Consider the following 21,937-nt stretch of genomic DNA (forward strand, 5'->3'; position numbering starts at 1 on the left):
CTCGAAGTCGCATCTGCTGCCTACAACGACTCAGCTCGGCTATGCCCTGGGGCTGCTGCTCCTTGTTCCGCTGGGTGATCGTATCGAGCGGCGACGCCTCATTCTGTGCGCTGGGGGCGATCTTTGCAGCTATGGCCCTTGGCGTGCACACTCGCGGATGCAGGACCGCAGGGACGGCGCACTGACTCGATGGTCGGCGCCCGGTCGCGTCCCGGTGCGGTCGTGAATCCGCCTGGCAGCCGCAAAGGCGTCGACCACGTTGTCGTTCGCGTCACTTTGCGAGTCTCAGGGGCCTGGCGTACGTTTGTTTAGGCACTCATCTTTTTAGAACCCTTGCTGTTCTATCCCTCGCTCTATGATTGACCTTCCGTTGCTTCTCGCTTTCACCGGAACCGCCTCCATTCGTGTCATTACGCCAGGCGTGGACACAGCTATCGTATTACGAGCGGCGACGGCAGATGGACGCCGGTCAGCTGCAATGGCAGCTATTGGGATCGCACTCGGCTGTCTGCTTTGAGGAATCGCTGTGTCGTTTGGACTTGGAGCCCTGCTCCGTGCGTCCGAGGTGGCCTGTATCGCAGTCAAATGGGCAGGCGCCGCGTACCTGGTTTGGCTGGGCACCAAACTGCTGTTGAAGCCGCGCACAGAGCTGAATGCAGATGCAAGGACCAATTGCCAATGTCCCGAGATCGTCTCGAGGATCGAGCCCGACAGCGGTCCGCCGATCAGTCCCGCCAGCGCGAGGGTGAGTTGAAAACGCTCATCACGCGGCCGCGTCGTTGCGACGGGAACCACTGTGTCAGGTAGCAGATCACGTCCGTTATGACGCCCGCCGCGGCGATGCCTGGCGGCGAGAAATCCGCGGCCGTCCGGGCGATCATCGCCGGGCCCGACACGAGGCCGCCGGCTATCAATCTACGCGGCGCCCGCGTACTGGCTGGCATCCTGATGAAATAGCGCGAGGAATTGCTGCGCCGGGATGCTGAGCGGCCGGTCGCGCCGCACGACACTTCCATACGACGGCAGCTTTTGCGCGAATACGTAGTCGATGATCGTGACGAGCCCGTGTTCCGCGTTGCGCAGGGCCACCGTCAGTGGAATTACGCCGAGCATCGGCGAGCGGTCGACGAGGTTCATCGTCGTCAGGATCGAGCCGGTTTCAATCAGTCCGCGCGGCATCGGCTGATGGTGCATCCGGAACTCACGCTCGACGACTTCGCGCGCGGGGCTTCCCGCCGGCTGCAGGATCCACGTGTAGTCGAGCAGCGCTCGAAAGGTGACCGGCCCTGCGCCCGCGAGAGGGTGACTGCAGCCTGCGACGACCGCGAGGGCCTCGTCGTCGACCGCGCGGAAGGTGCAGTCAGTTCCGACGTCGCGGCCGATCACGACCTCGAGCACGCCCTCGTGCAGTTGCGGCATCAACCGGTCGCTCGTGTCGACTGCAATATCGATCGCGAGAAGCGGGTAGCGCTCCTTCAGTTGCACGAGCGCCTCAGTGAGCCGCCCCGGCGCTGCCGCCATGATGCTGCCAATCGCGAGCCGCCCGGCGCTGCCGAGCTGCAGCTCGGCGAGCTCGCGGTTCAACGCCTCGACGCTGCCGCGAATCCCGCGGAAATAGCCGAGCACCCGCGCGCCGGCCGGATTCAGCACAAGCCCGCGGCCAACGCGGTCAAACAACCGCTGGCCAAGCGCGCTTTCGAGTTCCGCCAGCATCTTCGTCGCCGCAGGCTGCGTCAAGCCGAGCCGGTCGGCCGCCGCACGCAGCGTCGAACACTCGTCGACCGCAAGCAGCAACGCGATCTGGCGCATCCGCAGCCGGTTCAGCAGTTGCGAAGTCGAATCGCGCCTGTCGATCGAGCCCATTTCTGATTACCCCTGGTTATCAATCCATCAAGAGTTTTCAATTTACCGACTCGATCAGTCTACCTAGTATGAACCCCATATGACGAACGGCCGGATTTCGGCCTCTACTGGAGACGCAACATGCAGAACATCGCAACGGCAGCGCGTATCGCGCACACCGGAGAGACGACATGACGGTCAGCGCGAACCTGCCCGTCGTCGCGCTGACGCTCGGCGACCCGGCCGGCATCGGCCCCGAGCTGATCGCGAAGCTGCTCGCCCAACCAAACGTAAGCTCGCGCGCCAACCTCGTGCTAATCGGCGATCGCTGGCTCTGGGAAGCAGGGCAGCGCATCGCCGGCGTCACCGTCGACGTGGAGCGGCTCGCGTCGCTCGCTGAGGCGCGCAACCGCGAAACGATTGCGCGTCCCGCGTTCGTCGAAATCGACACGATCGACGCGGCGCATGTCAGGGTCGGTCAGGTCGGCGCTGAGGGTGGCCGCTCGGTACTGAGCGTACTGAACCACTGCATGGACGCGGCGCTCGCGGGTGACGTCGACGCGATCTGTTTTGCGCCGCTGAACAAGCATGCGATGAAACTCGGCGGGTTGTGTCACGAGGACGAGTTGCACCACTTCGCCGAGTACCTCGGCGTGACCGGTTACTTCTGCGAATTCAACACGCTCGGCGAATTGTGGACGGCGCGGATCTCATCGCACGTTCCGCTCAGGGACGCGGCGAGCTACCTGAGCGTCGAGAGGATCGGCCAGGCGGCAGAGCTCATCTACCGGTCGCTGCTCGCGAACGGCGTGGCGTTACCGAAAATCGCGATCGCTGCGTTCAATCCGCACGGTGGCGATGGTGGCAGCTGCGGTCGCGAGGAAGTCGACATCATCGCGCCCGCGGTGCGAGCGCTGCAGGCGCGCGACTGGCCGACGGCCGAGCCGTTCCATGGCCCGTTCCCTGCCGACACGGTCTTCCTGAAGGCGCAGGCGGGCGACTACCAGGCGATTGTCACGATGTACCACGACCAGGGCCAGATTGCGATCAAGCTGCTCGGCTTTTCGCGCGGCGTGACCGTACAGGGCGGGCTGCCCTTGCCGATCACGACGCCCGCGCATGGCACCGCATATGACATTGCGGGCCGCGGCGTCGCCGACGTGGGCGCAACCTGGCAGGCGCTGCAGATCGCCTGCCGAATGGGCGCTGCGCATCGCCAGCAGACGATTTCCGCGTGACGACCGGAGCGTCACGCCCGATCACGCATTTTTCGAATCCGATCGAAGTAGAGGAGACACCGCAATGAAGATCAAGTCCGTCCGCGCACGCGTATTTCAATGGAAAGGCAAGACCGTGCCTCCGCAAGGCAATTTCTGCTCGAATGCGATGGACATGCTGTATGCGCCGCAGGAGACGATGAGTTCGTTCCGCTTCCATTCGTGGACGGTCGTCGAAGTGGAGACCGACGACGGCATCGTCGGGCTTGGAAACGTTGCACTCGCGCCGCAGGTCGCGAAGCTCATCATTGACGAGTATCTCGCACCGCTCGTGATCGGCCAGGACCCGTGGGACTACGAATATCTGAACCAACGGATGTATCGCGCAACGCACGCGTGGGGGCGCAAGGGGATTGGGATGGCCGCGATCTCGGGCGTCGACATCGCGATCTGGGACGTGCTTGGCAAGAGTGTCGGCAAGCCGGTATTCAAGCTGCTTGGCGGCCGTACGAAGGAACGGATTCCCTGCTACTACTCAAAGCTCTACCGGACTGACCTGAAGGCGATGCAGGCCGAGGCGCAGAAGTTCCTCGATCAGGGCTTTCGCGCCTTCAAGATGCGCTTCGGCTACGGCCCTGCGCACGGCCCGCAGGGTGTGGTCGAGAACTTGAAATCAGTCGAGGCCGTGCGCGAGGTGATCGGCTACGACAATGATCTGATGCTCGAGTGCTACATGGGCTGGAACGTCGAGTACGCGAAGCGGATCCTGCCGAAGCTCGAGAAGTTCCAGCCGCGCTGGCTCGAGGAACCGGTGATCGCCGACGACATTGACGGCTACGCAGAACTGAACCGTCTGACGAGCATCCCGATCTCGGGCGGCGAGCACGAGTTCTCGCTGTACGGCTTCAAGCAACTGCTCGACCGCAAGGCCGTATCGGTCGTTCAGTACGACACGAACCGGGTCGGTGGAATCACGATGGCCCACAAGATCAACGCGTTGTGCGAGGCATACAGCGTGCCCGTGATCCCGCACGCCGGACAGATGCATAACTACCACCTGACGATGAGCACGCTCGCGTCGCCGATGAGCGAATACTTTCCGATGTTCGACGTCGAGGTCGGCAATGAGCTGTTCTATTACATCTTCGACGGCGAGCCCGTTGCCGAGAATGGCTTCCTGCAACTGCGCGACGACGTGCCAGGCCTCGGCCTGAAGCTCAAGACCGAGTTCCTCGACCAATTCGAGATCCTGGAATGATCATGGCGACCCGTTACCAGGGAGTATTTCCCGTCGCGCCAACGATCTTCACCGAGGACGGCGCGCTTGATCTCGACGGCCAGCGTCGTTGCCTCGACTTCATGATCGACGCGGGCTCGCAAGGCATCTGCATCCACGCGAATTATTCGGAGCAGTTCGCGCTAGGCGACGACGAACGGGCGACGCTCACGCGATTGACGCTCGAGCATGTCGCCGGGCGCGTGCCCGTGATCGTCACGACCTCGCATTTCAGCGCGCGGATCTGTGCTGAACGCAATCGTGAAGCGCAGGCCCTCGGCGCAGCGATGGTGATGGTGATGCCGCCGTACCACGGCGCGACGTTTCGCGTGTCCGAAGCGCAGATCCATGCGTTCTTCGCCGAGGTGACGGCGGACCTCCGGATTCCGCTGATGATCCAGGACGCGCCGGCGAGCGGCACGACGCTGTCCGCGCCGTTCCTCGTGAAGCTCGCGCGGGAGATCGATGCGGTGTCTTACTTCAAGATCGAGACGGCGGGCGCCGCGTCGAAGTTGCGCGAGCTGATCGCGCTGGGCGGCGATGCGATCGAGGGCCCGTGGGACGGCGAGGAGGGCATCACGCTACTCGCCGATCTCGACGCGGGCGCGAAGGGGGCGATGACGGGCGGCGGTTATCCGGACGGCATACGCCGGATCACCGACGCATACTTCGCGGGCCGCCGCGACGAGGCGGTCGAGCACTACGCACGCTGGTTGCCCCTTATCAACTACGAGAACCGGCAATCGGGCTTCCTGACCGCGAAGGCGCTGATGAAGGCAGGCGGCGTGATCGAGTCCGACAAGCCGCGCGTGCCATGGCCCGGGTTACAGCCGCAGGTCCGTGCGGGCCTGCTCGACGCAGCACGGCGGCTCGATCCGCTCGTGCTGCAATGGGGGCGCTGACACGTTGCCCACTGCACATTGGCGCCGCCGGACCGGATTGCGCACCGCGCAGTACTGGGTACGGAGGCGCGACGACGGCTGGCTTGCGCCGGCCGGATCCGGCCTAACAGGCTGTCGGCGAAAAGACCGACGTGGCCGAACGATATTGGAGACACTATGACCATGCTGAACACGGCGACTCCGGCATACGAAGCGGACGACGCCATTCCCCGCCGCCGGTGGCTGCGCGTGATCCCGCCTCTGCTGCTCGCCTGCGTCATTTCGTACATGGATCGCGTCAACATCGCGTTCGCGATGCCGGGCGGCATGAACGCCGAACTGGGAATGAACGCGTCGATGGCGGGGCTCGCGGGTGGTATTTTCTTCTTTGGTTATCTGTTCCTGCAGATTCCGGGCGGGCGACGTGCGGCACTTGGCAGCGGCAAGAAATTCATCGCGTGGTCGCTCGTCAGCTGGGCAGTTCTGTCGGGGCTCACGGGGTTCGTCACGCAGACCTGGGAACTGCTCGCGCTGCGCTTCCTGCTCGGCGTTGCCGAGGGCGGTATGCTGCCCGTCGTCCTGACAATGGTCAGCCGCTGGTTCCCGGATCGCGAGCGCGGCCGAGCAAACGCGATGGTGATCATGTTCGTGCCACTTGCCGGAATGATAACCGCGCCGCTGTCGGGCTTCGTGCTCGCCGCGTACGACTGGCGCCACCTGTTCTATAGCACGGCGCTGCTGTCTATCGTGTTTCTCGGCGTCTGGCTCGCGTTCGCGGACGACGGTCCGGAGACCGCGCGCTGGGTATCGCCGCGGGAGAAGGCGTATATCCTCGACGCGCTGCGCGCCGAGCAGGAGCGCAAGCAAGCGGCGGGCGCGCCGGCCGTCACGTCGCTGGGCGAACTGCTGCGCAACCCAACGATCTGGCTGCTGATCGCGATCAATCTCTGCTATCAGGCGGGCATCTATGGCTATACGATGTGGCTGCCGACGCTGCTGAAGGACCTGACCCATACGGGCATGAGCAAGATCGGGCTGCTCGCGATGATTCCGTACATCGCAATGGTCGTGGGCATGTTCGCGACGTCGTATCTGTCGGATCGCACCGGCAAACGACGCCTCTTCGTGCTGCTGCCGCTCGTCGGCTTCGCCGCCTGCCTCGCGCTTTCGGTTATGACACACGCGACGATGGCCTTGTCGTTCGCCTTCCTGATCGGCTGCGGATTCTTCCTGCAGGCGGCTGCCGGCGTGTTCTGGGCGATTCCGCCCAAGCTTTGCAGCGCCGAGGCGGCGGGCAGCGCGCGCGGCCTCATCAATGCACTGGGCAATCTCGGCGGCTTCTGCGGCCCGTACGCGGTTGGTGTACTGACACAGCATGTCAGCTCGGCGGCGGGCGTCTACTGTCTCGCGGCCGTGCTTGCTGTCGCCGGCCTGCTCGCGCTGACGTTGCCGAAGCGCTGTGAGGACTGAGACGCGCGTTCGACGAACCCGGACAGACAACGGTGCAGCGGTGTATCGCGGCGCGACATTTGAGAGACACGGAGATTTAGACAATGAACGATATCCTGCTGCTGGTGCAGAAATGCGCTCACACCTTCAGCTTCTACGACCTTGAGACGAAGACGGCGCTCAAGCACATCGTACTGCCAAACTTTCCACACGAATTCACAGTCGACGTCGACGGACGCTACGCGTACGTCGGCATCTTTGGGATCGAGACCGCCTGGACGCGCGGACAGGAGGGCGACCACCGTGTGGCCGAAATTGACCTGCATGAACGCAGACTGAAACGGATGCTGGACCTGTGGCCGTACTACCGTCCGCACGGGATGGCAAGCGATGCCGCTGGCCGCCTCTATGCGATGAGCGAGGCGAATGACATGCTGCTCGTGTTTGACCGTCCGCGCGAGCAGGACGTGCCGAACATGGCGGTGCCGTCGGGCGGCGTGAAGACGCATCTCGTCACGTTGACGCGCGACGCGAGCTGCGCGTACGGCGTGCATCTGTTGTCGAACACGGTCACACAGTTCCATCCGCGCGACGCAACGGTCGCGCCGCGCGCGGTGATGCCCGGTCCGCGCCCCGAGGGCAATGCACTATCGAGCGACGAGAAGACGTTATATGTCGCGAATCGCGGCGACGACACGCTTGTCGCGGTTGACACCGAGACGATGACGTGCGGGCGACGCGTGAAGACCCGCAGCGACCCGAACCGGATCTACCGGACGAACGCGCCAGATGGCCGAGATCTGCTGTTGCTGACGAACTCCGGCGAGCAGTCGATCTCGGTGTTCGACGCGGCACAGCTTGAGGAAATCGAACGCATCGCTCTACCGGCGAATCCGACCGCGCTGTCGTTTCATCCGATGCGGCCCGCTGCCTACGTGTCGTTCCAGGACGACCACGTGCGCGAGCTCGATCTGCGCGCGTGGCGCTTCGTCAACGAGATCGCGACGCTGCGCGAACCGGATGCGTCCCATGTGGTCCCCGGTGGACGCTGATCCGGGCGCGGACGATCGCGCGCTCGTGCTGCCCGATGCGATCGTCGATGCTCATCATCATCTGTGGCGCCTCGGTGGCGCGGTGCGCTATCCGTGGCTCCAGGACGGGTATGATCCCGCGCATTTCATGCTCGGCGACTACGCTTCGTTGTGCCGCGATTTCGACGTCGACGCGTACTACCGCGCCGCAGGCGAGGTGCCCGTCGTCGCGAGTGTGCACGTCGAGGCCGAATGCGCGCGCGATGATGCGATCGCCGAGACGCGCTGGTTGCACGAAATCGCGGCGCGCGCGCCGCTGCCGTCGGCGGTCGTCGCGTGGGTCGATCTGCTGGCCGAAGACGCGGACGAACGGCTCGCCGAACAGGCTGCCTATCCGCTTGTGCGCGGCGTGCGTTTCAAGCCACGCACGTCGGCTGCGCCGGGCGTCGCACTCGACGGACCCCGCACGCTCGACGATCCTCGGTGGCCGCGCGCGCTCGAACGGCTTGCCGCGCACGGCCTCAGCTGGGACCTCCGGGTGCCGTTCTGGCATCTCGGTGACGCAGTTCAATGCCTCGCCGACGGGCCGGCGGTCGACGTCGTGCTGGAGCATGCGGGTCTGCCGTGGGATCGCACCAAGGCTGGACTCGCGGTGTGGCGGCGAGGAATGGAAGCGCTCGCCGCGTTGCCGCGCGTCGTGGTGAAGCTCTCTGAATTCGGACTGCGGGACGCCGCGTGGAACGAGGCCGAGAACAGGCGGATCATCGCCGACGCGCTCGCGATCTTCGGCGCCGAGCGCTGCATGTTCGCGAGCAACTTCCCCGTGGCGGGATTGCGCGTCACTTATCCGGCACTCGTGCGGACGTTCGCGGCCGCGCTCGCAAGCCACTCATGGAGCGCGACCGCGCAGCGTGCTGTCTGGCACGACAACGCGGTCCGCATTTACCGGATCGATTCCGGCACCACCTGCTTACACGGTAAACCGACAGGACAATGACCCAGATCACCGGAGAGATGTTAATTGGCGACGCGGCCGTGCGCGGCACCGCGGCGACCCTACACGCGTTCGACCCAGCGCGCGGCCTCACGCTCGAACCGGCGTTCGGAGGCGGCGATGCGGATGACGTTGATCACGCATGCCGGCTCGCGCAAGCCGCGTTCGACCCGTTTCGTGCGCTGCCGCTGGAAACCCGCGCGCGGTTTCTCGAGACGATTGCCGAGCGCTTGCTCGCGCTCGGCGATGCACTGATCGAGCGCGCGCACGAGGAGACCGCGCTGTCGTTCGCCCGACTCGCAGGGGAGCGCGCACGCACGGTCGGACAGTTGCGCATGTTCGCGGCGTTTGTTCGCGACGGGCGCTGGCTCAGCGCGACGCTCGATTCCGCGCAGCCCGAACGCACGCCGCTGCCGCGCGCGGACCTGCGGCTGCAGAAGATTCCGCTCGGGCCAGTTGCGGTGTTCGGCGCGAGCAACTTTCCGCTCGCGTTCTCGGTCGCGGGCGGCGACACCGCGTCGGCGTTCGCGGCCGGCTGTCCCGTCGTCGCAAAGGCGCATCCGGCGCACCTCGGTACGTCGGAGCTCGTCGGCCGTGCGATCGGGGACGCGGTCCGCATCTGCGGGCTGCCGGCCGGTACGTTCTCGCTCGTGCTCGGCGCAGGCAATGCGATCGGCGAGGCGCTCGTCGCGCACCCGGCGATCAAGGCAGTCGGCTTTACAGGCTCGCGTGCGGGCGGCGTCGCGCTCGGGGGTGTGGCCGCACGCCGCCGCGAGCCGATTCCCGTCTACGCCGAAATGAGCAGCGTAAATCCCATGTTCGTTTTGCCGCACGCGCTTGCCGCGCGTGGCGCCGCGATCGCGCGCGGGTTCGTCGAGTCGGTGACGCTCGGTGTCGGGCAGTTCTGCACAAACCCGGGCCTCGTTGTGCTGACTGACGGTCCCGACGCACGGGCGTTCATCGATGCTGCGGCTCGAGCGATCGAGGAGCAGAAAACGCAGACGATGCTGACGAGCGACATCGCGGCCGCCTATGCACAGCGGGTGTCCGCGCGCGTCGCGGCGAGTGGCGTCCGAACGCTCGCGAACGGCACGCAGACCGACGCGCGCAACGCCGCGTGCCCAGTGCTGTGCTCGACGACGCAGCAGGCATTCCTGGCGGACCGGCACCTCCAGGACGAGATTTTCGGGCCGGCGTCGCTTATCGTCACGTGCCGGGATCTCGACGAGATGGTCGCGCTCGCGGAGCATCTCGACGGACAACTGACCGCGACACTGCATCTCGACGAGGACGACACGTCGCACGCACAGCGACTGTTGCCGACACTCGAGCGCAAGGCGGGCCGCATCGTCGCGAACGGCTATCCGACAGGCGTTGAGGTTGCGCATGCAATGGTCCATGGCGGGCCGTTTCCGGCGACCTCCGATCCGCGGACGACGTCGGTCGGCACGCTCGCGGTCGAGCGCTTCCTGCGGCCCGTCTGCTATCAGGACCTGCCGGCCGCGCTGTTGCCCGATGCGCTGCGCGACGGCAATCCTCTCGGCATCGTGCGGGTCGTCGACGGCACGCTCGGTACCGCGTAGACGCAACATCCTGGAGCCACGTGTATGCGACGCAGCCCCGCCCGATTTCGGCGGGGCTGCGTCGGCACCGTGGCATAGTCCGACGCCGCTGCAGGGTTAAATCAATACCGACGGAATAAGACTGCGCCAGGTAATGCACGGTCATCCGGAGAATCGAAAGGTATCCTAGTTATTCGACATAATCTTAATGACCAATTTTCGACTGTGTACTGGCCAAATTGAAATGTCGGGATTAGGGAGCTAGGATTGTTGCCAGCACCTTCCGAAGTCTCGACAACGAACGTATTTGGGGCGATAACCCGCGGACCCTTCGGGACGCAACGTAGCTATCACCGGCAAGTTTGCTACGAAATCCACGCGATAACCCGACCGCGTGGCGTTGTCCGGACGAGCGTGTTGGAACCGCTACGGCATTCGCGACACCTCCAGCAGATTCGATCGTGAAATGGATCTTGAAGATATGGACCTAGAACCTTGTATCGACGCCAATACGGCCAATAAACTGTGTATGTCCACTCGATGGCCCAAATGTCCCATTGATTACGGCGTCGGCACCTTCGTTGGTGATCTGATAAGCCACCATCGCATAGACCGATGTCCGTTTTGACAGCGCGTACTGAAGAGCACCGTTAAGCTGATGCGCGTGATTGTGGTCAACACCAGCATTGCCCCACATGTACATATAGTTTGCGGCGAAGCTGGTAGCCGGCGTGAACTGATACAAACTGCCGGCCTCGACCGCGTTGACCATGGCGCCATTTTCGGTGTTGCGGGTGTTCGTATAGAGCAGTGTAAAGAGCGCTTTGCCCAGCGAATATCGCGCGCCTGCGCCCCAGTTGCGGATCGAGCCCCCTTCGAGGACTGCGTATTTCACGTTCGTGTATGCAGCCCCCAACGCCAGCCCACCTACGGCGTAGCTGGCGCCAAAGCTTTGTGCGCTGTTCTCGCTAAAATTGCCGGCTGTCCCGCCGAACGCATACATGCCGCCGAAATGCAGCCCTGACAGACTGGTCGATGAATACTTGACCGAATTCGACAGGGCCGTGCCGCCCGACATGTGGTCGAAGTCGAACGCTTCATCAGGGGGCGAATCGGGCAGGTTCAGCCCGCTGAAAGGCCCGTTGCGGAAGTTGTAGAAGCCGCTCGTGTACATGGCAGCGTCCGCCCCCACGTTGCCGAACAGGGTATCGACCATGAAGTCCTGCTGACGACCGAGAGATATGCTACCCCATTGTGTGCTGTCCAGCGAAACCCAGGCTTCACGCGCGAAGATTCCCGTGGCGCTGGGTGATGCGCTGTTACTCTGATTGCTGACGATCGCACCAGTGCCGAGTGTGTATTGATTGATCAACTTGAATCGTGCTGACAGGCCGTCGCCCAGATCTTCGTTTCCAGAAAACCCCAACAGGTTTGGCACTGCGATGCCGTCGTCCATTCTGACATTGGACGAACCGCCCTGGTTGCTGATGTAAGAAACGCCTGCATCTATGAGCCCGAATACCTGAACGCTGCTTTGCGCGTATGCGTGAGCTGAGAGCAGGGCGGCGGATGCAAGTGCTATCTCTTTAAGCTTCATCGTGACGTGTCTCCAAAGGTTTTTATGAATATCGCCCCATCTCATTAATATGGAATGCGAATTAATGTGTGTATATCAGTTGAAAGGACGAGCTCGCTCGCCCAATCTCCGCTTACAAGCCCAGCAGCACGAACAGCATGGTAGTTGGCCGGGCGCTTCTGTTTCTCCATGCGTGGCGAGTGGCGCATTGAATCACGACATCATGGGTCGAAAGATGCGTTTCTCGACCCTCATCAAGCTCCAGCCAGATTTCGCCGTCCAGCACGACGCCGTAATCGAGCGTGGGCGTGCGATGCACGCCCGGGTTTTCGCGCTCGAACAATTCCGCCAGCCCGGGAAGTTTCGCTGCTGTTTCTTCTCCGGCGACGGCCGGATTGAACTCGGGCGACGCAAATACGCTGTCGGGTGGGAACGTCACCTTCAGGAGACGGCTTCCGCCCGAAGACGGGACCCATGACGAAGTTTCGACCGAGATATCACGGCTCAGCGACGAAGGATTCTTTTCGACGCCGTCGCTGGCCCAGAAAAGACAGGCCGTATGTCCAGGAATGGAGTCAAACTTCACGGCACGGGGCGCGGGACCATCATGCGCGAAATCCGAGGACTGAGCGGCAGTCACGGTCGTAACGACTCTACGAGTTTCCATATTGCAGTTTCATCCTGATAAGCTGACATCTGACGATCCGGCGTTCAACGTGCCGCGTACCACTAGATTGCGGCTCCTGATACCGGGCCTGGGAAGCTGAACCTTTTATCACAGGGCTGGCGTTGAGTCTCCGCCGACGATGGAGTCGGCGGACTTGAACAGCGACACCTTGCGCGGAGCCGTTTCAGCCAGGAACAGCGAGGCGAGCACGGCCAAGGCCACCGACGCTGACGCAATGATGAACGGCGCGGCCGCCCCATAAGCATCGGCCGAAAATCCGACGACCGTCGGCGATACGAAACCGCCAATTATTTCGCCGACGCCGATCACGGTGGCAATGGCACGGCTCACGAATTGTGTGGGCACCGTTTCAGCCGGGATCGTTGCAAGAAAGATCGGAAAGCAACCGTAGCCGAGGTATGCAAAGAAGATCGCGATGCACAGCACTGGAAACGAACCTTGAAGAAAGGCGATGACGAGCGGCGCGAAGATAGCGACGATGCCGAATATGATCATCGTCGGCTTGCGGCCCAGACGGTCGGACAGCGCTGGTACCGCGCAGCCGCCGATGACGCTGGAAATACCCAGCACCGTCATGAAAACGCTCATACCGCCCGGCGAAAGATGGCGCTGTTCGAGCAGGTAGGCCGGCCCGAACGTCACGATCGCCAGAAACCAGGTGATGAACAGGCAACTCATGACGACACAGATAATCATGTTGCGAGTCATCAAAACCTCTTTGAATCCACGCGTACTGACGATACTTGCCGTCACCGTTTCCGGCGTGGGACCGACACGCGGTTCACGGACAAAGACGGCGAGCAGCAGGGCGAGTATCAGCCCGGGAATTCCGGCGCAATAGAACGCAAATCGCCATCCGTGCGTGCTCGCGAGCGGTACGAGAATCGCGGGCGCCAATACGGAACCCAGCAGTCCCCCTGCGGATGCCTGAATGAAGCCCATATTGAAGCCGCGCCGCGATTCGCTCGATGCGAACGCCATCAAGGATTGGCTCACCGGCAGAACGGGACCTTCCGCGAGGCCCATCAAAGCCCGCGCTAGCAGCAACACGGCGAAGGTGCCCGCGAGGCCTGACGAAATCGAACATAGCGAGAAAACGATCACAGCTGCGATGAGCACCGGTTTGCGGCGATGGCGGCTGTCAGCGTACGAGCTGAGGACAAAGCCCGATACCGACCACGTCAGCGCGAGGACGGAAGTCAGCATTCCAATGCGGGAATTCGTAAGGCCGAACTCCTGCCGCATGAACGGGAAAAGGAAGTTAATTGAGAGTCTGTCGAAGAAGACAAACCCGACCGTGAAGAACAACAGGACAAGCAAGAGGTTTTCGTACCCTCGGCGCTGCGTTTCCATCTCGTCTCCTCTAACCACAATTGTTTATGTGACAGCACTCTCTACGTTTATGCATGTAGCTATAAACTGTGCATAAAACGCATTATCGCGCATAAGCGCGATTTCTCAAGCACAAGGACGATGGCGTTTACCCGCACGGGGTGGGCGAGGGCTGTTCCCCGTATTGCGGCTCAGGCTCGGTCAGGAGAGGACGCGGCGGTGCAGGCTCGTGGGAGCGGCGCGCTTACGGGAGTAAGCGCCGGGCGTGCGCGATTGCTTCACCAACGAAGGCGCGCACGGCCGGGGAGAGCTCGCGCTTTCTGCTCGCAAGGGCGAGATGAATGGGGAAGTCAAAATCGGAAAGGGGCCTAAGGCGCAGGCCAGGCTGCCGGAAATTCGCCATCGATTCGGGCACGATGGCGATTCCGTAACCGGCTGCGGCGAGGCTCAGGCCGGACACGAAGTCCTGCACCCGGTGATCGAGGAATGCCGAAAACCCTCCCGCTGCGCCAAGCGCGGCCAGCACTTCGGCAAACCCTTCCTCCTCGTCGAACTGCGGCGAAATGAACGATTGATCTCGCAGATCGCTTGCACGGAGTTTGGCACGCGTGGCCAATGGATGGTTGTCGGCCATCGCGACCATCAGGTGCTCGCTCTGCACGAGCGTGGCCACAATACCTGAGGGATAGCGGCGCCGCGGACGCACGATACCGACGTCGATTTCTCCGCCATCGAGCGCCTCGCATTGCCTCGGGGTCTCCATCGGGACAATTTCGATCCGCACATCGGGATGGGACTGGCGAAACGCGCGAAGCATCGTGGACAACACGCCACTTGTGGCACCAGAAGTGACAAAGCCGACGCGTACAACGCCGGCAAGTCCGCGCGCTGCGAGGCGCCCCACCTGGTCGGCCCGTTCGATATGCCGCAATGCCGCCACGGCTTCGGCATAAAACAGTCGGCCAGCGTCGGTCAGCGTAACGGGCTGCCGCTTGTTGCGATTGAGCAGCCGGACGTCCAGTTCACGTTCGAGTTGCTGAATTTGCGCGCTCAATGCGGATTGCGCGATGTCCAGGCGGTCCGCCGCGCGAGCGAAGTGCAACTCCTCGGCCACGGCGGTGAAATATCGGAGCTGACGAGAGTCGATCATTTGATCTGTTTTAACGATTAAAGATTCGTGATTTGAATCTGGATGCTATCAAAGAAGACGGTTGAAATGGAGCCTCCACTTTCTGGATGGACACCATGAACGCATTGTTTGATGACACCAAGACCGCCCACTGCGGGACCACATTTCGTGTGTCTGCGCACCCCACCCATCATCGGATCAGGGAAGTAACAGCCAATCGCGACGCACTTGCGGCGTTTCTGGACGACGCGCGAGAAATCGAGGTCCAGAACCTCGAATACGTGCCTTATATGCGACATCAACTGGCGGATCTGTTGATCGGGCGTCTCGGTCACACGTTCGCGGCGACGCTGGTCGATCTGATCAAGGATCGTCGTCATGGCGGCTTCACCATCGGTCTTCAGGGACTTTCCGATGAGGCCGCGGACTTCGTCAGGTTCGGCACGGCGATCGGCCACATTCTTGGGCCGGCCAATCACGACGCCATGTCTGGCACCTACTATGCGCGCTTCGTCGTGAAGCATACGGACAACAGTGATTCATATCTTCGCCAGGCCTATCGTCTCTTCACGATGCACACCGATGGAACCTTCGTTACCGAAGCAACCGACTGGTTGCTGATGATGAAATTCGCCGAACAACACGCGGTGGGCGGCGAGTCGCGTTTCCTTCATCTCGACGACTGGGCGGAACGTGAGCGGTTTGTCAGCCACAAACTCGGCACCCGGCCATTCCTCTACAAGGCGCCGGGTTCGAAGAACGTCAGCGAGAAGGTCGAGCGGCCGCTGTTCTTCCATGGCGAATTCGGCTTGTCGATGTCGTTCATCGACCAATTCGTTCAACCGGGCAACCGCGAGGAGGCGGCGTTTCTTCACGCGCTTTCCGCATCGATGGAGGCATCGCCGGGCACGAAGGAAGTCGAGCTGCCGGTGGGCGATCTCGTGGTGTTGAACAACTATTTCTATCTGCATGGGCGCGCGCCGTTCGAAACGAACGAGAAGCTGTCTCGCGAGTTGATGCGGCAGCGAGGCACGTTCGCGCAATGAGTGCGCTCGGCCTGGAAAAACGACGTACACGTTGGAGAGACCGATGAGAAGCCAAATCGCCGATACAGAATCCGCCGGGTCATTGTCCGAGACAAAGAAAAGCTCGACCGCATACGGTGTCAATAAGGACGTGGCACCGCGGCTACGCAAGCTGCTTTCGCTTGCAGACTTCGAGACAGCCGCGCGCCGGCACCTGCCTCGTCCGCTTTTCGGCTACATCGCCGGCGCCGCGGAGGACGGCGTTTCATTCGCTGCAAATCGCGCCGCGTTTGAGCGGCTTGAGTTTCGTCCGCGCGTACTCGTCGATGTTTCAAGGCGCTCGCAGGCCACGACGATCTTCGGACACACATGGTCGTCGCCGTTTGGCATCGCGCCCATGGGAATCAGTGCCATTTCGGCTTATCGTGGCGACGTGGTTCTTGCGTCGGCCGGCAAAAACGAAAACATCCCGGTGATCATGAGCGGGTCCTCCCTCATTCCGATGGAAACCGTCCACGCCGCAGCACCGGGCACCTGGTTCCAGGCATATCTGCCGGGCGACGCGGCCCGCTGCGATGCGCTGATCGAGCGCGTCAGGGCAGCTGGCTATTCGACGCTCGTGCTGACGGTCGATATCCCCGTGTGGGCCAACCGGGAGAACAACATCCGCAGCGGCTTTTCGCTGCCGCTGCGGCCGTCGTTGCGGCTCGCACTGGATGGCCTTGTGCGTCCCCGCTGGCTAGCAGGCACGTTCTTACGCACGCTGGGCGCGCATGGCATGCCTCACTTCGAGAACTCGTTCGCCACACGCGGCGCACCGATGCTGTCGTCATCGGCGATCCGGGATACCACGGGCCGCGATCATCTGACCTGGGCCGACATCGCCCGCATCCGTCGCCGCTGGCCCGGCCACCTCGTCATCAAGGGCATCCTGCACGTCGACGATGCAGCTCGCGCCGTAGCGATCGGCGCGGATGGCATCATCGTCTCGAACCACGGGGGACGCCAACTCGACGGCGGGTTGGCGCCACTGCACGCACTGCCGGCGATCTGTAACGCCGTTGGCGACAAGACGGTTGTGATGATGGACAGCGGCGTCCGGCGCGGCGCGGACGTGCTCAAGGCGCTGGCGCTCGGCGCACGCTTCGTATTCGTGGGCCGGCCGTTCATGTACGCGGCAGCGGTAGGAGGAGAAGGCGGTGTGCGTCATGCGATCGGCCTGCTTCGCGATGAAGTCGACAGAAATATGGCGATGCTCGGAACGCCCTCGATCGAAGCCCTGAACCGTGAACTGTTGTTCGAATGACAAGTTGTTCTGGGTGACAGCCCCAAAGGCTGAGCAGTCAGATAGCTGTGGCCAGGAGGGCTGGGCTCTGTCCATGACAGGGCCCAGCCCTTTTTACTGCAGTGTGGCTTTGGGCCCAGCAAATAGAACGCCGTCAGATCCGTTGAACTGCTTCCTGCTCGACTGCTGCGCCGCGAATTCCCGCTCCGCTGGTTTCGATGCGGTATGCCTTGCTTCGCCATGAAAAGCACCCCAAAGGTGGGACGGATGCCCACCTGCTGGGGTGCAACTCTCAATCGTGCAGCAATCTTCGTTGTTACGGGCAGATCACGAAGTTACTGAATCCGCCGTCACGGTTCTCGATGCCGGCGAGCGCCGTATTGACGTCCGCGAGCGCATAACGGCGATGCTCGAACACCGACATGTCGACCGCGCCAGTTTCGACGAGATCTGCCATTTCCTGGCCCTGGCCTGCCGTGAACCATGCAGAGCCGGTCAGCTGGATGTCGTTGTCCATCAGGTAGTGCAGATTCACAGGCACCTCGCCCGCCACGGCGCCAATGTTGACCTGTACGCCGCCGCGGCGTAGTGCGGCGAGCGCTTCGAGCATCGTCGCCTGCGGCGCGCCTGGTCCGAGTGCGTCGATGACCACGTCCACACCTACGCCCCCAGTGATTTCACGCGCCCAGGTGTCGGTCGTCACGTCGCCGAGCTGGTGCACTTCGATGCGATCCGGTGCAAGCGCCTTGACGCGTTTGAGCAGATCGAGATTGCGACCGGTGCCGAGAATCTTGCGCGTACCGAGACCGAGTGCGAACACGGCGCAACCGAGGCCCAGTGTTCCACTGATTCCGTTGATCAGCACCGTGGTGCCCGGCCCGACGTTCGCGCGACGCAGGGCGCGATAGCCCGTGCCGATGTAGCCGAAGCGCGAAGCTGCCTCGAAGCCCAGATTGTCGGGCAGCTTGACAAGGCTGTACTGCGGCGCCGTCATGTACTCGCAGAGGCCCCCGTACGGATAGTCGTCGAACATCTTCTGCGAGAGCTGGCTGAAGCCGAAGTACCCGTTGAACGTGTAGTAGGGGCACGAGGTCGTGTTGCCCGACCGGCACGCGCGGCAGCCGCCACAGTAACGCGCCGGATTGACGTAGACGCGATCGCCGGGGCGCCATGCATGCACCTGCGAACCGACCTCTTCGATTACGCCGCTTGCATCGAGACCGAAGATCGCCGGCAAGCGCGGCAGCGGAAGGTGAGGGAACCACTTGGTCCAGTTCGCGAGCACGTTACCGAGGTTCGGCACGATGTTGCACGCCTTGACCTTGACGAGCACGTCGGTCGGCCGTACCTCCGGGATGGGGAGGTCTTCGACGATCATCGGCTCGCCGACATGGTGCATGCGGGCTGCCTTCATGGTTCTTGCCATTGCTTGTCTCCTGTTTGAGATTTCAGATCCGACCATGGGTCGTTGATACCATTTCGTTGCGATGTGCAGCGATGAATGCGCGTTATTTACCCGTGCGCCCGAACGATGCACGCCATTGCTCGACCGGCATGAAGGTGGGGTCTGCGCGGCAGATCCGTTCCGTTTCCTGCCAGATTTCTTCGTCGGCCAGTTCGAGCACGAGTGGATCGCCATGCGGTTGCGCGACATACCACGGTGTGTCCAGATAGACTTCGACCGTGTTGTCTTCGGGATCGCTGAAGTAGATGGAAAGCGCGTTACCGTGATTCAGTCCGCGCATCCGGCTTGCACCGCGCGTGAGTGCGAGCTCGCGAATTGCGCGGAGGTCGTCAATTACGCCGACCTTGAAGGAAATCTGCATCACAGTGCTGATCGCGCCTTCGCGGCGCGAAGCTAGCGCAAGTTGATGATGCTGGGTAGGGGAGTTACTCAGAAACGCGATTTCGAAGGGCATCGTGATGCCCGCACCGCGATCGGTTACGGTCATCCCGAAGACTTCGCAGTAAAAGGCGACCATCCTGTCGAGATCGTGGCAGAAGACACCGAAATGAGAAAGCTGCGGCGTGGTTCTACTTGACATGCAAACTGCTCCGGTAGGGACGCGCGCCGGATGGATACCATCCCGAGCGCGCAATCAGACAGTGACACTAATTTAGTTGACTGCGTCCTGATCCTTCACTTCGTTTCGAAGCGTACCAATTGCTTCAATTTCCACTTCAACGACGTCACCTGCCTTCATGTAACGCGGCGGCTTGCGGCCAAACCCGACGCCGGCGGGCGTGCCCGTGACAATGACGTCGCCGGGCGTGAGCGTGAAGATCGTCGAGGCATATGCAATCAGGCGGGGAATCGAGAAGATGAGGAAGCTCGTATCGCTCGACTGCACGGTCTCGCCGTTCAGTCGAGTCGTCAACTTGAGCACGCGTCCCGGCTCGATTTCATCGGCGGTCACCATCCACGGGCCGAATGCGCCCGTGCCTTCGAAGTTCTTGCCCGAGGCGATCTGCTTCGCGTGGAATTGCCATTCGCGTACGCTGGCGTCGTTGTAGATGCTGTAGCCGGCGACATGCTTCCACGCGTCCTGCTCGGCGATATCACGGCCGCCATCGCCGATGATGACTGCCAGCTCGCCTTCCCAGTCGAGCGTATCGGAGACACGCGGCTTGATGATCGGCTGGTTGTGCGCAACCTGCGAGCGCCATACGCGCAGGAAGATCGGCGGGAATTCGGACAGCTCGCGGTTCAGCCCCGCTGCGAGGGCCTCGTTGTGATGGTCGAGGTAGTTGCGCACGGCACAGACGATCTTCTCGGGCTGCGTGATCACCGGCAAATACTCGACTTCATCGAGCCTGACGCTTGCCGGCCGGCCTTCGACGTGATGGGTTGCCTCGCGCCAGCCGCCGGCTGCAATGTAGTCGCCCAGCGTCTTGACGCCCGGAAGAACATCGGTCAGTTCGACGATGCCGTCATCGAGCACTGCACCAAAGGCCTCCCGGCCGTCTTTGCGAAAGGAAAGAAGTTTCATGTGTCGCCCTCATTAGATCAATGTCGCCGGTCAAAGACCAGTAAGGCAAGTTTATGCCCAAACTATTAAAATATGCACAAAATGTTATTTAGGTACTTTCCCTGAGGCGGAGCGCCTTCGCTGCGCGTCCGCGACAAGACGCCGATGGCCGCGATGAGAAGGACCAAGGTACCGATCGCGCAAAACAGCACACCCACGCGTGTTCGTCGACTCGAGGCGGTCCCTTCTACTGGATCTCGCAGGCCGCGTTGAAATCCAGACGGGGGCTACGCGGGAAGAGTGCGTCGGGATCGCCGTAACCGAGACAGCACAAGAAATTCACCCGGATCGCGGCGTCGTTGAAGAAGCGCTGGTTCACCAGTTCATGATCGAAACCAGAGAGTGGCCCGCAATCAAGTCCCAGTGCGCGCGCCGCGAGGATCAGATAGCCGCCTTGCAATGAGCCGTTGCGAAAGGACGTCGTTTGGGCGAGGTTCTCGTTATCCTGGAAGATCTTGCCGGCGTCTGGGCGGTGCGGGAATAGCTGTGGCAGCTTTTCGAAAAAGCACATGTCGTAGCCGACAATCGCAACAACAGGAGCCGAGCGCACCTTTTCGTGATTTCCGGGCGAGATGGCCGGCAACAACCGTTCACGAGCCTCCGGTGAGCGAACGAAGACCAGGCGCATCGGCGAGCAGTTCATGCTCGTCGGCCCCCATTTCACGACCTCGTAGAGGTCGCGCAATTGCTCGTCGCCGACCGGCTTGTCGAGCCAATGGTTCTGACTGCGTGCCGCAAGGAACAGTTGACGTATGGCGCCAATGTCCAGCGGCGTCTTTTCGACGTTGTTCATATCTCAGTCCGATCTGTGGCATTAAGGCTGCTCGCGCGCGGGGCGCGAACGAATGACGGGCGCCGTACGTCCGATTTCGAAGGCTCAAATTGCGGACGCACGCTCGGCCTACCGGGGTTATTAACTAGCGCAAGCCGTCTTCGCCCTTGATGTCTGCGGCGGCCAGGCCGCCCAGGCGGGAATGGATTCGTCCGCCCGTCGCCATCGCGAGTGCAAAGGCGATTTCGTCGCGACGCGGACCGTCCCAGACGGTCGTTTCGCAGGTGCCGTAGTGGCTTCGAACATACGAAGCATGGATATGGCCGAGCGGAATCATGAGTCGCGTACCGACGCCGCCAATCGTCTTGGCCGCGGGCACCATCGCTTTCGGATTGCCGAGCACTTCTCGCATTGCCCAGCCGCCGGCTTCATGCCAGACGGCACCATGCTCGAGTTCACCGTCCTCGCCGACGATGGCTCCCTTGCCGTATGCCTGAACATTGGCGATGCCGAGCTCGCCCACGAGGCGGGCCGAAAGATCGCTGCCCAGCGCGCGAAGCTCCGCCATAAAGGGCAGCAGATTCGCTTCATACTTGCCCGCAAACGGATTCTTCACGATGGCCGTCGCAACGGCGATACGCAACGGCTCGTCCTGCCGGGGACCGCCCTCGTGCCAGATTTCCTCCACGTCCAGCTTCATTTTTCGCACATTCACTAACGACATCGTCTTGCTCCTGGAGATCGAATCCGTGGTTCATCAATCGTGCTTCGCGGTGTGCAGACAGCGTGCACGTCGGCTTGCATTGTATTGGAAACCATGTAATATGCCTAGAAACATATTTTGTGCGT

20 protein-coding genes are annotated in these 21,937 nt (G+C 62.2%); 10 read left to right on the top strand and 10 right to left on the bottom strand.

Features of this window, described 5'->3' with window-relative positions; translation table 11 throughout:
* Positions 1–526 precede the first annotated feature (526 nt).
* On the top strand, positions 527–754 hold the full coding sequence (locus tag L0U84_RS40240) for a LysE family transporter (protein WP_326491242.1): 228 nt from the start codon (positions 527–529) through the stop codon (positions 752–754).
* 161 nt (positions 755–915) lie between these two features.
* Here the strand turns inward: L0U84_RS40240 and L0U84_RS40245 are convergent, their stop codons facing one another.
* Positions 916–1,863, bottom strand: coding sequence for a LysR family transcriptional regulator (locus L0U84_RS40245; RefSeq protein ID WP_233859278.1), 948 nt, complete (start codon positions 1,861–1,863; stop codon positions 916–918).
* 170 nt (positions 1,864–2,033) lie between these two features.
* Here L0U84_RS40245 and L0U84_RS40250 point away from each other — a divergent pair, with 170 nt between their 5' ends.
* From L0U84_RS40250 to L0U84_RS40280, 7 genes are all read left to right on the top strand, one after another.
* On the top strand, positions 2,034–3,080 hold the full coding sequence (locus tag L0U84_RS40250; RefSeq protein WP_233859279.1) for a 4-hydroxythreonine-4-phosphate dehydrogenase PdxA: 1,047 nt from the start codon (positions 2,034–2,036) through the stop codon (positions 3,078–3,080).
* Between the two features lie 64 nt (positions 3,081–3,144).
* Complete coding sequence (locus L0U84_RS40255; protein ID WP_233859284.1) at positions 3,145–4,317, top strand: L-rhamnonate dehydratase; 1,173 nt, start codon at positions 3,145–3,147, stop codon at positions 4,315–4,317.
* A gap of 2 nt (positions 4,318–4,319) precedes the next feature.
* Positions 4,320–5,237: a dihydrodipicolinate synthase family protein gene (locus L0U84_RS40260; RefSeq protein ID WP_233859286.1), complete on the top strand. Its 918-nt coding sequence runs from the start codon at positions 4,320–4,322 to the stop codon at positions 5,235–5,237.
* Between the two features lie 156 nt (positions 5,238–5,393).
* Positions 5,394–6,686 (top strand): MFS transporter, encoded by a 1,293-nt coding sequence (locus L0U84_RS40265; RefSeq protein ID WP_233859287.1) that lies wholly within the window; start codon positions 5,394–5,396, stop codon positions 6,684–6,686.
* Positions 6,687–6,769: 83 nt separating this feature from the next.
* Complete coding sequence (locus L0U84_RS40270; protein ID WP_233859288.1) at positions 6,770–7,717, top strand: YncE family protein; 948 nt, start codon at positions 6,770–6,772, stop codon at positions 7,715–7,717.
* Positions 7,695–8,693, top strand: a complete 999-nt coding sequence (locus L0U84_RS40275; RefSeq protein ID WP_233859289.1) for an amidohydrolase family protein — start codon at positions 7,695–7,697, stop codon at positions 8,691–8,693. The genes L0U84_RS40270 and L0U84_RS40275 overlap by 23 nt, the downstream gene beginning before the upstream one ends.
* Positions 8,690–10,273: an aldehyde dehydrogenase (NADP(+)) gene (locus L0U84_RS40280; RefSeq protein ID WP_233859290.1), complete on the top strand. Its 1,584-nt coding sequence runs from the start codon at positions 8,690–8,692 to the stop codon at positions 10,271–10,273. The genes L0U84_RS40275 and L0U84_RS40280 overlap by 4 nt, the downstream gene beginning before the upstream one ends.
* Positions 10,274–10,739: 466 nt before the next feature.
* Here L0U84_RS40280 and L0U84_RS40285 read toward each other — a convergent pair whose 3' ends face one another.
* The 4 genes from L0U84_RS40285 to L0U84_RS40300 form a co-directional block, all read right to left on the bottom strand.
* Positions 10,740–11,849 (bottom strand): porin, encoded by a 1,110-nt coding sequence (locus tag L0U84_RS40285; protein WP_233859291.1) that lies wholly within the window; start codon positions 11,847–11,849, stop codon positions 10,740–10,742.
* 112 nt (positions 11,850–11,961) lie between these two features.
* Positions 11,962–12,495 (bottom strand): cupin domain-containing protein, encoded by a 534-nt coding sequence (locus tag L0U84_RS40290; RefSeq protein ID WP_233859292.1) that lies wholly within the window; start codon positions 12,493–12,495, stop codon positions 11,962–11,964.
* 108 nt (positions 12,496–12,603) lie between these two features.
* Entirely contained in the window at positions 12,604–13,869 is a 1,266-nt protein-coding gene (locus L0U84_RS40295; RefSeq protein ID WP_233859294.1) for an MFS transporter, read from the bottom strand.
* A gap of 223 nt (positions 13,870–14,092) precedes the next feature.
* On the bottom strand, positions 14,093–14,998 hold the full coding sequence (locus L0U84_RS40300; protein WP_233859296.1) for a LysR family transcriptional regulator: 906 nt from the start codon (positions 14,996–14,998) through the stop codon (positions 14,093–14,095).
* A gap of 95 nt (positions 14,999–15,093) precedes the next feature.
* Here L0U84_RS40300 and glaH point away from each other — a divergent pair, with 95 nt between their 5' ends.
* The gene (gene glaH, locus L0U84_RS40305; RefSeq protein ID WP_233859298.1) at positions 15,094–16,023 is read left to right on the top strand and encodes a glutarate dioxygenase GlaH; all 930 of its coding nucleotides are present in this window, start codon (positions 15,094–15,096) and stop codon (positions 16,021–16,023) included.
* Between the two features lie 43 nt (positions 16,024–16,066).
* Positions 16,067–17,308, top strand: coding sequence for an alpha-hydroxy acid oxidase (locus tag L0U84_RS40310; protein WP_233859299.1), 1,242 nt, complete (start codon positions 16,067–16,069; stop codon positions 17,306–17,308).
* A 295-nt stretch (positions 17,309–17,603) separates the two neighbouring features.
* Here L0U84_RS40310 and L0U84_RS40315 read toward each other — a convergent pair whose 3' ends face one another.
* The 5 genes from L0U84_RS40315 to L0U84_RS40335 form a co-directional block, all read right to left on the bottom strand.
* The gene (locus L0U84_RS40315) at positions 17,604–18,713 is read right to left on the bottom strand and encodes an alcohol dehydrogenase catalytic domain-containing protein (protein WP_233859302.1); all 1,110 of its coding nucleotides are present in this window, start codon (positions 18,711–18,713) and stop codon (positions 17,604–17,606) included.
* Positions 18,714–18,795: 82 nt separating this feature from the next.
* The gene (locus tag L0U84_RS40320; RefSeq protein ID WP_233859304.1) at positions 18,796–19,332 is read right to left on the bottom strand and encodes a VOC family protein; all 537 of its coding nucleotides are present in this window, start codon (positions 19,330–19,332) and stop codon (positions 18,796–18,798) included.
* Positions 19,333–19,404: 72 nt separating this feature from the next.
* Positions 19,405–20,277: a fumarylacetoacetate hydrolase family protein gene (locus L0U84_RS40325; protein WP_233859305.1), complete on the bottom strand. Its 873-nt coding sequence runs from the start codon at positions 20,275–20,277 to the stop codon at positions 19,405–19,407.
* 226 nt (positions 20,278–20,503) lie between these two features.
* On the bottom strand, positions 20,504–21,109 hold the full coding sequence (locus L0U84_RS40330; protein ID WP_233859306.1) for a malonic semialdehyde reductase: 606 nt from the start codon (positions 21,107–21,109) through the stop codon (positions 20,504–20,506).
* A 124-nt stretch (positions 21,110–21,233) separates the two neighbouring features.
* Positions 21,234–21,812 carry an amino acid synthesis family protein gene (locus L0U84_RS40335; protein WP_233859308.1) on the bottom strand — a complete coding sequence of 193 codons (579 nt, stop codon included), beginning with the start codon at positions 21,810–21,812 and terminating at the stop codon, positions 21,234–21,236.
* Positions 21,813–21,937 lie beyond the last annotated feature (125 nt).

The organism is Paraburkholderia sp. HD33-4 (assembly GCF_021390635.1).
GTDB lineage: Bacteria > Pseudomonadota > Gammaproteobacteria > Burkholderiales > Burkholderiaceae > Paraburkholderia.